At 69.1% G+C, this 11,757-nt stretch carries 7 protein-coding genes and 1 pseudogene; 5 read left to right on the forward strand and 3 right to left on the reverse strand.

Annotated features, from left to right (window positions below; all coding sequences use genetic code 11):
• A pseudogene (locus Q664_RS29650) lies at positions 1-2,542 on the reverse strand (alpha-amylase); the annotation flags it as partial.
• A gap of 101 nt (positions 2,543-2,643) precedes the next feature.
• Between Q664_RS29650 and Q664_RS29655 the strand changes: the two are divergent.
• Positions 2,644-3,132, forward strand: a complete 489-nt coding sequence (locus Q664_RS29655; RefSeq protein ID WP_043403368.1) for a tetratricopeptide repeat protein — start codon at positions 2,644-2,646, stop codon at positions 3,130-3,132.
• Positions 3,133-3,159: 27 nt separating this feature from the next.
• Here Q664_RS29655 and Q664_RS29660 read toward each other — a convergent pair whose 3' ends face one another.
• Positions 3,160-3,801: an SRPBCC family protein gene (locus Q664_RS29660; RefSeq protein WP_043403369.1), complete on the reverse strand. Its 642-nt coding sequence runs from the start codon at positions 3,799-3,801 to the stop codon at positions 3,160-3,162.
• 254 nt (positions 3,802-4,055) lie between these two features.
• Here Q664_RS29660 and Q664_RS56620 point away from each other — a divergent pair, with 254 nt between their 5' ends.
• The 4 genes from Q664_RS56620 to Q664_RS29680 all read left to right on the forward strand — a co-directional run bounded on the left by Q664_RS56620 (position 4,056) and on the right by Q664_RS29680 (position 10,746).
• Positions 4,056-4,448 carry a BlaI/MecI/CopY family transcriptional regulator gene (locus Q664_RS56620; protein WP_043403370.1) on the forward strand — a complete coding sequence of 131 codons (393 nt, stop codon included), beginning with the start codon at positions 4,056-4,058 and terminating at the stop codon, positions 4,446-4,448.
• Between the two features lie 266 nt (positions 4,449-4,714).
• Positions 4,715-6,001, forward strand: coding sequence for a TolC family protein (locus Q664_RS62300; protein ID WP_043403373.1), 1,287 nt, complete (start codon positions 4,715-4,717; stop codon positions 5,999-6,001).
• On the forward strand, positions 5,998-7,599 hold the full coding sequence (locus Q664_RS29675; protein ID WP_052518834.1) for an efflux RND transporter periplasmic adaptor subunit: 1,602 nt from the start codon (positions 5,998-6,000) through the stop codon (positions 7,597-7,599). Before Q664_RS62300 ends, Q664_RS29675 begins: the two co-directional genes overlap by 4 nt.
• Before the next feature lie 9 nt (positions 7,600-7,608).
• Entirely contained in the window at positions 7,609-10,746 is a 3,138-nt protein-coding gene (locus Q664_RS29680) for an efflux RND transporter permease subunit (RefSeq protein WP_052518835.1), read from the forward strand.
• Positions 10,747-10,748: 2 nt separating this feature from the next.
• Here the strand turns inward: Q664_RS29680 and Q664_RS29685 are convergent, their stop codons facing one another.
• Positions 10,749-11,753, reverse strand: coding sequence for a hypothetical protein (locus Q664_RS29685; RefSeq protein ID WP_052518836.1), 1,005 nt, complete (start codon positions 11,751-11,753; stop codon positions 10,749-10,751).
• Positions 11,754-11,757 lie beyond the last annotated feature (4 nt).

Consider the following 11,757-nt stretch of genomic DNA (forward strand, 5'->3'; position numbering starts at 1 on the left):
TGCTCGAGCCCACCTGCGTGCCATTGCGGAAGACGTCGTAGCCCGTCACCGCCACGTTGTCCGACGCCGCGCTCCAGGTGAGCTTCACCGAGCGATCCGTCTTCGTGGAGGCCGCCAGTCCCGTGGGCGTGGAGGGCGCCGTGGTGTCCACCACCAGGAACGGGTGCGTGCCCTGCACCGTGCCGTTGAGGTCCTCGAGGTACTTGCCGCCCACCAGGTTGTACCGGCCCGCGCCGACGTAGACGGATTGGATCTCACTGCGGGTGACGTTGCCCCGGCTGTCCGTGGCCTCGATGTAGTAGTCGAGCAGCTGGTCCCGGTAGTTGCCGAGGTAGACGTAGTAGAGGTCGCCAATCTCCTGCGCGGGCACCTTCGCCATGACGGGCAGGTAGGCGGGCTGCCACGCGACGCCGTTGATGACGGGTTTCAGGTCGCGCCGGGTCAACGGATGGTCCACCCAGGCGCCCACGCGCGTGGTGTCGATGTTGGGCACGCCCGCGGCCTTGCGCGCGGCGGGGTCATACACCTTGTGGGTGTTGTCCAGCGGGTCGATGCTCTTGTGGGTGTGCACGCGCACGCGGGCCTTGATGCTGGTGATGCCGCTCAGGTCGTACGCATAGGTGTAGATGGCGAAGGTGTTGTTGAAGTGGTGGAGCGTCCAGCCCTCGGACTTGTCCGTGTTGGCGCTGCCCGGGTTGTAGGGCCAGCGCTGCGGCCACCAGACGGATGGGCCGGTGCGGTCCTGGGTGAGGCGGTCCTGCACGTAGGGCTTGGAGAAGTAGAGAGACTGGTTGAAGGCGAGCGTGGGCTTGACGTTGTCGTCCTGGTTCTCGTCGTAGTAGCCGAAGCCCGAGTCCATGGCGGGCAGCAGGAAGTACCAGGCCAGCTCGGCGGGGTTGGCGCCGCCCGCCCAGTCGTTGGCCGCGTCACCCTTCACCGGGAAGGACATCATCCACGGGTTGAGCTGGTTGCCCGCGTGCGTCACCTGGTTGTCCAGGGTGGTGGTGGGCTTCCAGTGGTTGGGGTGGCCGTCGAGCCAGATCTGCTCGGCCGTCTTCGCGTAGTTGAGCGCGGCCTGGAGCAGGGCGAAGTTGCGCTCCAGGTAATGCCAGCCGTGCTCGAAGGAGACCGTCATGCCCTCCTGCACGCCGCTGAGGTTCGTCTTGGGCGCGAGGTTGAGCCCGGTGGCCGAGTTGAACGCGGGGAACTGGCCCTTCCAGATGCCGAAGGGCAGCTTCCAGTGGTGCCACTGGGGGTCGGACGAGGAGTCACGCGTGTCCACCCACGAGCCGTCCTGCACGTGCACCACGTCGGTGGCGGGCGGCGTGTGGTTGACGAGGTACTCGCTGATGCCCATGCACTGCACGCCGTTGGTGCAGGTGACGCTCCGGCCGTTGTACCAGGTGGTCTCCGAGCCCGCGCGCCCGCCCGAGTTGTCTCCATCATGCGCGATGACGAAGAACTGCTTTTGCGGCACGAGCCCCTCGAAGCTCCGGAGGTTGACGACGTCGACGGTGGCCTCGCCCTCCCACCCCTCGAGCCAGGAGCCGTTCTGGTTGACGGGGATGCCCACCACGCGCGACTCGGCGCCCGTGGCCGGGTCCACGTAGCGCACCCAGTGCGGCGTGGAGGCGAACGGGTACTTGTTGCGGATGGTCTGCTGTTCGTGCGCCATCTGCAGGCTCACCCAGCTGCCCACGCTGCTGGTGTTCTGCAGGTCCGCGCGGTTGGGCGGCGACACCAGCGTGTCCGAGCCCGGATCGTTCAGGAAGGGGTAGTCCTTGAGCGTGCGCGAGAAGTGGTTGTCACCGATGACGGACCACTGGATGTTCAGCTTCGCCAGCGTGGGGATGAGGCGCTCGGAGAAGCCCAGCTCCGTGGGGAAGAAGCCCTTGGAGGCCTGGAAGTTGCCGCCCAGGAAGTAGGGCTGCGCGAGCGTGGCGCTCTGGTAGATGAGATCCTTGAGGAAGTACTCCGGCCCCACCAGCGGCCCCATGGAGTGGTGGCCGGTGAAGTGGATGAGATCCAGCGTCCGGTGGCCCGCCGGGGTGCGCAGGGTGTTGTACCGGTCCCGCCACGGCGTGCCCCAGCTGGTGTTGTTGTAGCCGGAGACGTTCTGCAGCGTGTTGAGATCCTGGACGTTGTTCACCACCGACCCGGACATGGTCACGTGGATCTGCCCGGTGGGGGCGTTGGTGCTCATGTCCACCGCGACGTTCGGAGGCCAGTACATATAGGCGCCCGTCTTCGCGTGGTGCGAGTAGTAGGTGACCAGATCGTCGTGCGGCATCGGCGCGCCCGACGGCAGGTAATAGGTGTAGTTCGACGGCGGGTTCTGCTTCAGGTTGATGACCTGGCCGTCATACGTGTAGCGGATGGCTCCGCCCACGGGCGTCGACGCGTACTTGCTCACGTCGTAGTACGCCCAGAAGTTGGGCATGTGGTTGTGGTAGACGTGCGACGCGGCGATCTGCGCCTGCGCCGGCCCGGCACACAGCAGCGCCGCCACGGCGGGCAGCAGCAATGGCTTCAATCGGTTCACGGGGCTCCTCGGGGAGAGGGGTTGGGGAGGCGCCGGACGGATTAGTAGGGCTAACTGTTTTTGTCACTTTTTTCTGAAATCCAGTTTCAATAGGAGTTCACATGAAAAAGGGGTTCTGGGTGTGCGCGCTGCTCGTGCTGGCGGCGTGTTCCGAGAAGCAGGGAAGTGCGTCCGGGCCGAGCGCGCAGGACAAGGAGGCGGCGGCCCTGGCGAAGCAGGACGCGCAGTGCCCTGGCGGGACGGTGAAGGGGTGTCTGGATGGGGCCATGGAGGCCGATCGGCGCGGTGAGGCACCGCGCGCGGTGGAGCTGTACACGCGCGTCTGCGACGCGGGCGTCGCACGGGCGTGCAACGTGCTGGGCACCTTCGTCTGGCAGGGGAGGGGCGTGGGCGCGCCGGATCCGGCTCGGGCCTATTCGCTCTACAAGCGCGCCTGCGAGGGCGGGGATCCCGGCGGCTGCTTCAGCGCGGGCATCTGCCACCGCACGGGCTCGTGCGCCGAGAAGAACGACGCGGAGGCCAACAAGCTCATCCAGCGCGCGTGCGATGGCGGTGACAAACGCGCCTGCGCCAACCTGGGCGGCCGCTGAAGGCCCGCCCGGCGGACAGCGGGGACTTCACGGCGTGGAGGTTCCCGCCTGGGCTGCCTGGGCCTCCTGCTCGACCCTGGCGGCCTCGGCGGCGGTCCGGGCCCGGAGCTGGAGCTCGCGCTCGAGGCGGTTCTTCGCCTCCTTCTCGGTCAGCGTCTTGAGGGTGCTCAGGCCCTGCTGGAAGTCCTCGCCGATCATCGCGTCCATGTCCATGAACAGGGAGATGGCCTTGCCCAGGAAGGTGTTGTTTCCCTCCATGGCCCAGGTCACCTGGATGGTGCCCTCGCCCGCGGGCTTGAACGTGAAGAAGGCGGTGTTCGTGGCCGCGAAGGGCTCGGAGAACTCGAGCTGGATCTGGATGGACTCGTAGAGCTTCGCGTCCACGATGGTCATCTTGCCCTTGCCCACCTGATCATTGCCGGACCAGGTGTAGATGGCGCCAGGCCCCGCGAAGGCCCCGTCGAAGGTCGTCTGCATCTTCGGGTCCTTCGCCGCCCAGGGAGACCAGAACCGCCACTTGTGGAAGTCGTTCACGGCGCCGAAGGGGAGCTCGACCGGGGCGGCGATGATGATGGACCGCTCGACGCGGAAGGTGGACGGCCGCGATGCCACCACGGCACCCACGCCGATGAGTGCGACGACGAGCGCGAGGGAAATCTTCTTGAGCATTTCGTCTCCAGAAAGGCGGGGTGAACCGTATGTCCTCCGACGGCTGGACGGCAAATGCTCCGCGTCTCCAGACCGAGCGTCCGGGCCACCCGCTCCAGCGGTCTGGCCGAGCAGGCATGCCAGGCTCCCGCCCATGGTGCGTCCTGAAGGACGACGCCCAGCACCATGGGTGGCGCCGCCCAGCAGTTGGGAGCGGTTTGAGTGGGTCCATTACTATTGACGGTAGTAGCTGGCCGGGCTCAGATGCGGGCACCGTGAAGAAACGCACCTGGGAACCGCTGGGCCACCTGGAATCGGCCGTGATGGATGTCGTCTGGGCCCGAGCCCCGGTGACGGCTCGCGAGGTGTGCGACCGGATGACGGGGGCCGAGGAGCGGGCCTACACCACCATCATGACGACCATGGACCGGCTGCACCGCAAGGGGCTGCTCGTCCGAGAGAAGGACGGGCTGGCCTGGCGGTACGCGCCCGCGCTCGGCAGGGCCGAGTTCGAGAAGGCGCTCGCGGACGGCCTGGCGGCGGAGATTCTGCGGGCGCATGGCGAGGTCGCGCTCTCGGCCTTCGTCGATGCAACGGCCGAGGTCGATGAGGGATTGCTCGACCAGTTGGCGCGGCTCATCGCGCAGCGGCGCAAGGGGCGTGGGTAATGGCGGCCCTCATCGGGCTGGCTGTCTCGCTGCGGGTGTGGCCAGCGCTCCTGGTCCTCGGAGGCCGGGTGTTGCCGCGCGCTCCCGCGCTTCGGGCGGATCTGGCCTTCGTGCTCGGCACGCTCCCCGCCCTGGTCTCGGTGGGAATGGTGGCCGCCGCGGTCGCGCCTCCACTCGCCGCCGCGGCTGTTCGCACTCGCTCACACCGCCTTCCTCCACCACGCGGTGGAGACGGCCCTCCATCTCCTCTTCTGAGAGCCCCGGCCATGCGCATGCGCTCGCTCCCTCGCTGTCCGGCTTCATCTACTATCCTGGGTAGTATTTTCCTGCTGCTGGCGGGCACGGCCGTGGCTCAGCCCACGCTCGACGAATCGCGATACGTGGAGCGGGTTCTCACCGGGAGCCTGGAGGCCCGCGTCGCCGCACTCGAAGCCGTGCTCGGCCGGGCCGAAGCCGTGGGTGTTGGTGTGTGGCCCAACCCCGAGCTGGGGTGGGAGCGCCAGAAGACGACCTCCGGAACACGGGATGGGGAGAGCCAGGATGTGCTGGTGGCCTCCATCCCCCTGGTGCTCTCCGGACGGCTGGGGTGGGAGCGGCAGGCCGCCGAGCGGAACGCGAAGGCCGCCGAGGCGCGGCATGAGTGGGCCCGGGCCGGTCTGCGGCATGAGGCGACGAGGGCGTTCTCCGTGGTGCTGGCGGCTCGGGAGCGCCGGTCCATCCTGGAGCAGTCACTCGCCGAGCTGCGGCGCCTGGCCGAGGCCATCGCCACCCGCGAGCGGGCGGGGGAGGCCGCGGGCTACGACAGGCTGCGCATCGAGCTGGAGGCGGCGACGGTGCAGGATGCGCTGCGCGGAGCCGTACTGGACGAGCGACAGGCAGAATCCCAGGCGCTGCGGCTCCTCGGGCCCGGGGTGACGGTACTCCCCCCGTTCGAGGGCGCTCTCGGGGTGGAGCGACCCCTGCCGGAGGGGGCCTCGCTGTTGGCGGAGCTCGAGGAACGGCGTGGCGACCTGCGCGCCCTCGCGCTCGAAGCCAGTGGCGCGGAGGCCGCCCGGCGTGCGGCGGGGCGGGGTTGGATTCCGGAGCCCTCCGTCCGAGCGGGCGCGCAATTCCTCGACGTGGGACTGCCGGGGGCCGGGGTGGGGTACGTGGTCGGCGTGGGACTGCCGCTGCCTTTCTTCGACCGCCGGCAAGGCGAGGCGGCCCGGGCGGAGGCGCGCCGGGGGCTCGCCGAGGCACGCCGTGCGGCACTTGTCCACGAAGCACGGACCCGGCTCGCTGTCGTTCTCGATGCGGTGTCCGGCCGGCGGGAGAGACAGGCTCGGCACCGGAGCGAGGTGCTCGGGCGTGTGCAGGAACTGCGGCAGGTCGCCGCGACTGCCTACCGGGGTGGAGGTGCCGGGCTCCTCGTCCTGATGGAAGCCGAGCGCACCGCCCGTGAGGCACGGCTGACCGCTGTCGAGCTGGCGGTGTCCCTGGTCGAGGCGGAGACAGACCTTCTTCTTCTCGCGGGTGCCTATGACGGCGCCACGCCCCGGAGTGCCCCCCGATGAGCCGTTCTCTTCTTCTCGTTCTCTTCCTGGCGTGCCTGAGCGCCTGCAAGCGCGCCCCGGGTGACCATGAGCATGGCGCCGGACAAGACCATGAGCACGGCGCCCCCGCCGCCAGCGGGCCGGAGCGTCCGGACGAGTCCGTCACCGTCTACCAGGATGGCCTGGAGCTCTTCATGGAGTACCCGGCCTTCGTGGTGGGCCAGCCCTCCCCGCTGGTGGCGCATTTCACCGACGCGCGAGACCCCAACGGTTTCCACGTGGTGACGAAGGGGCGGGTGACGGCCACCCTGCGCTACGCGGACGGCTCGGAGGAGCGATTCGTCGCCGAGAAGCTCCTGCGCGACGGCATCTTCAAACCGGAGGTGCGGCCCACGAAGGCGGGTGAGGGCTCGCTCACCCTGCGCCTCGAGGGCGAGCAGGTGTCGGGCACCGTGGACGTGGGCAAGGTGGTGGTGTACCCCCACGTCGCCGCTGCCGTGGCCGCCGCGCCTCCCGAGGAGGGCGGTGAGGCCACCGTGCCCTTCCTCAAGGAGCAGCAGTGGAAGACGCAGTACGCGACGGCGCCGGCCGAGCCGCGAGTCCTCCAGGGTGGGGTGCGCGCCACCGGTGAGCTCAAACCCGTGGCGGGCCAGGCCGCGGAGCTGTCGGCTCCCGTGGCGGGGCGCATTCCCGTGGGGGACCGGGTGGTGCACCTGGGGCAGCGCGTGCGCAAGGGCGAGGTGCTCGTGCGGCTCATGCCCACGAGCGCCGCCGCCGGGATGGATGTGGCCACGGTGGAGATGGAGGCGGCGCGGGCCCGGGCGGAGCTGGGCCTGGCGGAGCGCGAGGTGACGCGCGCGGAGGAGATGTTCTCGGGCAAGGCCATTCCCGAGAAGCAGCTCGACGCGGCGCGGGTGGCGCGGGAGGTGGCGGCGGCGCGGGTGGCGGCCACCGAGCGCCAGCTCGCGCTCTACCGCAGCACGCAGAGCGGGTCGCCAGGAGGCCCCAGTGGCTCGGCCTTCGAGCTGCGCTCGCCGGTGGAGGGGGTGGTGTCCTACGCGGAGGTGACGCCCGGGGCCATCGTGGATGTGGGCACCCGGCTCGTCTCGGTGGTCAACCCCGAGCGGCTGTGGCTGGAGGCGCGAGTGTACGAAGCGGACGTGGCGAAGGTGGAGCGCTCGCCCGGTGCGGCCTTCTCGGTGGCGGGCTTCGAGCGGGAGTTCTCCGTGGACGAGAAGACGGGCCGCCGGGTGGCGGTGGGCTCGGTGGTGGACCGGGTGACGCGCACGCTGCCCGTCATCTTCGAGCTGCCCAATCCCGGGGGCGTCCTCAAGCCGGGCATGTTCGCCAAGGTGATGCTCTACACGGGGGAGACGGTGCGCGGGGTGGCCATCCCCGAGTCCGCCATCATCGACGACAACGGCAAGCCCACCGTCTTCGTCATGGAGGGGGGCGAGTCCTTCTTCAAGCGGGCCATCCAGCCCGGGGTGCGCTCGGGCGGCTATGTCCAGGTGCTCGAGGGTGTGAAGGAGGGGGAGCGGATCGTTTCCCAGGGGGCCTACGAAATCAAGCTGTCCACCGTGGCGGGCGCCGCCGTCGGGCATGGGCACACGCACTGAGGGCCCGGCATGAATCGTCTCATTCGCTGGTCCATCGACAACCGTCTGCTGGTGGTGGCGGCCTCCGTGTTGCTGCTCGTCCTGGGCATCGAGACTGCCCGGAGCATGCCCGTGGACGTCTTTCCGGATCTCACCGCTCCCACCGTCACGGTCCTCACCGAGGCGCACGGGCTCGCGCCCGAGGAGGTGGAGACGCTCATCACGTTCCCCATCGAGACCACGGTGAATGGCGCCACGGGCGTGCGCCGGGTGCGCTCGGCCTCGGCGGTGGGCATCTCCATCGTCTGGGTGGAGTTCGACTGGGGCACCGACATCTACACCGCCCGGCAGGTGGTCAACGAGAAGCTCCAGCTCGTGGCCAGCCAGCTCCCGCCGGAGGTGCCGCCGCCCGCGTTGGCGCCCATCTCCTCGGTGATGGGGGAGATCCTCTTCCTGTCCGTCTCCTGGGACAAGGCCGCGCGGGCTCCGGACGCGGCGGGGCGGGAGGCGCAGATGATGGAAGCGCGCAGCGCGGCGGACTGGGTGCTGCGCAAGCGCTTGCTGTCAGTGGCGGGCATCTCCCAGGTGGTGCCCATTGGCGGGGCGGTGAAGCAGTACCAGGTGCTGCTCCGGCCCGAAGCCCTCCAGGCGCTCGACGTCGGCTTCGAGCAGGTGGTGCACGCGCTGCGGACGACGAACCGGAACACCTCCGGTGGTTTCTTCGTGGAGCGGGGGCAGGAGTACCTCCTACGGGCCGTGGGGCGGGCCCAGGGCGTGGAGGACGTGGCCAACACGGTGGTCGCCGTGCGCGCGGGCCAGCCCATCCGCGTGGGGCAGGTGGCGGACGTACGGGTGGGGCCCAAAACCAAACGCGGGGAGGGAAGTGCCAACGCGGAGCCCGCCGTCATCCTCGCCGTGATGAAGCAGCCGGAGGCCAACACGCTGGAGCTCACCCGGCAGTTGGACGCGGTGCTGGACGACATCCAGCCCACCCTGCCCCGGGGACTGAGCATCAACCGCCACATCTTCCGGCAGGCGGACTTCATCTCGGTGGCGGTGCGCAATGTGTCCGTGGCGCTCCGGGACGGCGCCATCCTCGTCGCCGTCATCCTGCTCGTGTTCCTGATGAACCTGCGGGCGACGTTCATCTCGCTCGTGGCCATCCCGTTGTCGCTGGTGGTGGCGGTGCTGGTTCTCAAGGCTCTTGGCGTCACCCTCAACACCATGACCATCGGCGGGTTGACCATCGCCATCGGGGCGCTGGTGGATGACGCCATCATCGACGTGGAGAACGTCTTCCGGCGCTTGCGGGAGAACGCTCACCTTCCCGAGCGTGAGCGCCGCTCCGCCTTCGAGGTCATCTACCGGGCGTCGGTGGAGGTGCGTGCCTCCATCGTCTTCGCCACGCTCATCATCATCCTCGTCTTCGTGCCGCTCTTCTTCCTTTCGGGGCTGGAGGGGCGGATGCTGGCCCCGCTGGGGCTGGCCTACATCGTGGCCATCGCCGCCTCGTTGGCGGTGGCCGTCACGGTGACCCCCGCGCTCTGCGCGTACCTGTTGCCGCGGGCCCGCTCCCTGGGGGCGGAGGAGGGGCCCGTGCTGCGCTGGCTGAAGGGGCGCTACCAGCCCCTCCTCACGTGGGCACTGGGGCGTCCCCGGGCGATCCTGGGTGGGGCCGGCCTGGCCTTCCTCGCCACGCTCGCGCTCGTTCCCTTCCTCGGGCGCGCGTTCCTGCCTGAGTTCAACGAGGGGACGTTCACCGTGAATGTCGTCACGCTGCCGGGCACGTCGCTGGAAGAGTCGGACCGGCTCGGCCGTCGCGTCGAACAGGCGCTGCTGGCCCTTCCCGAGGTGGTGTCCACCTCACGCCGCACCGGGCGCGCGGAACTGGACGAGCATGCCCAGGACGTCAACGCCTCCGAGCTCGACGTGGGGGTGGACCTCTCCAAGGGCAAGCGCGACAAGGAGGAGTTGCTGGAGGCGATGCGACAGGCGCTCGCGCAGGTACCAGGAGCGGTGGTCACCATCGGCCAGCCGCTCTCCCATCGAATCGATCACATGCTCTCGGGCTCGCGTGCGGCCATCGCGTTGAAGCTCTTCGGTGATGACCTGGACACGCTGCGCGGACTGGCCGGGCGCGTGAAGGCTGTAGCGGAGACGACTCGGGGCGCGGTGGACGTGTCCATCGAGCAGCAGGTGAACATCCCGGAGGTGGAGATTCGCATGGACCGTGACGCCGTGGCGCGCTACGGCCTCACCACGGGCGAGGTGGCCGAGGCGGTGGAGCGGGCCTTCTCCGGAGAGTCGGTGGGCACCCTGCTGGAGGGGCAGCGGGCGGTGGAGCTCGTCGTGCGCCTGGATGACGCCTCACGGGCGGACCTGGATGCCATTGCCTCCACGCCGCTCGACACTCCCGAGGGCCCGCGGATTCCCCTGAAGATGCTGGCGACCCTCACCCGCGAGTCCGGTCCCAACACCATCACCCGCGAGAACGTGCAGCGGAAGATGGTGGTCCAAGCCAACGTGTCCGGGAGGGACTTGTCCTCGCTGGTGGACGAGCTCCGGGCCCGGGTCTCGCGCGAGGTTCAATTCCCCGAGGGGTACTACATCGTCTACGGCGGCCAGTTCGAGAGCGCCGAGCAGGCGGCCCGCACCATCACCCTGCTGGGTCTGGGCGTGGTGGTGGGCATCTTCCTGCTGCTGGTGGTGGCCTTCTCGTCCGTACGCAATGCGCTGCTCACCCTCATCAACCTGCCGCTGGCGCTCATGGGCGGAGTGGTGGCGGTGGTGCTCACGTCCGGCGTGGTGAGCGTGGCCTCGCTGGTGGGATTCATCACCTTGTTTGGGATTGCCACGCGCAACGGCATCCTCATGGTGAGCCATTTCGAGCATCTGATGACCGAGGAAGGGAAGAGCCTCCCGGAGGCCGTGGTGCAGGGCTCGCTGGAGCGGCTGGCGCCCATCCTGATGACGGCGCTGTGCGCGGGGCTCGCCCTGGTGCCGCTCGTCATCGCCGGGGGAGAGGCGGGCAATGAGATTCAGGCCCCCATGGGTGTGGTCATCCTGGGAGGGCTGCTCTCCTCCACCTTCCTCAACATGCTGGTGGTGCCGGTGCTCTTCCGGCTCTATGGCCAGCCGCCCAGGGCAGGTGCGGCCCTGGGCGAGTGATGTCAGGGCGTGATGCCGGTGATGGGCGTCACGATGCACCCCGGAGCCTGGGGGTTCTCGCAGCACCGGGCGAGCGCATCGATGCTGCCGCGGTAGGTGGCCTCCCACTGCTCCTTCGACATGGAGAGGCCCGGCGGCATCCAATGCGAGTTCGGGTACACCCGCGCCCAGCTGTCCAGGTACTTGCCGAGGTCCTCGGAGTAGATGCCCACGGTCTCGTACATGGCCGTCTTGCAGGTGTGCTGCGAGCCGATGCGGTGGCACCCCGTGCACGTGTTTCCCCGCGTGGAGAGCGCGACCGGCTTGGGCCACTTCTTGAAGTCCTCGCCAATGTCGTTGGCGTACAGGCCGAGCGGGTCCCTCGGCATCTGTCCCGTCTGGCCGATGAGCGGGCTGTACATGAACGGATCGCTGTCGTGGCACGAGCCGCACTGGCCGGAGGCCGTCTTGGCGGGCGTGTTCCAGAAGTCCTTCGCGGCTGGCTTTCCGGCGGGGGGCGTCACCTCCTCGGGGGGAGGCACGCGGCGCCCGTCCAGCCCCTTGTCGGCCGACAGCGGATTGGGCGCCAGCGCCTGGAACCAGCAGGTGCTGCCCGTCTCCACGTTGTGCGAGATGAGATCGATCTCGTCGTAGAGGTAGGTGTTCGCCGGGCGGATCTTCTTCTGGCGGCAGTAGGCGCTGATCTGCACCTTGCCGTCGTCGCGCAGCACCAGGGCGCGCGATTCGGGGATGCACTGCCCGTCGGTGTTCTCGCCCTCACCCGGGGGCAGGAGCGAGGGCCGGTCACACGTCATCTGCGGCACGTAGGTGGCGGGGACCTTGCCATTGACGGTGATGGGGACGCGCGTGCCCTTGGTGCAGTCGAACGCGGGAATGGGGCCGATCTTCTCGGCGCACTCGCGGGCATAGGGCAGCAGCTCTTGTTGCGCCCGGGCCCCCGGTGCGAGCAGCACCAGCAGCCAACAGGCACCAAGGCGGAGGGACGATATCGGTGTGGACCAGCGCATGGGG

Origin of the sequence: Archangium violaceum Cb vi76, from assembly GCF_000733295.1 — a bacterium.
Taxonomy (GTDB): domain Bacteria; phylum Myxococcota; class Myxococcia; order Myxococcales; family Myxococcaceae; genus Archangium; species Archangium violaceum.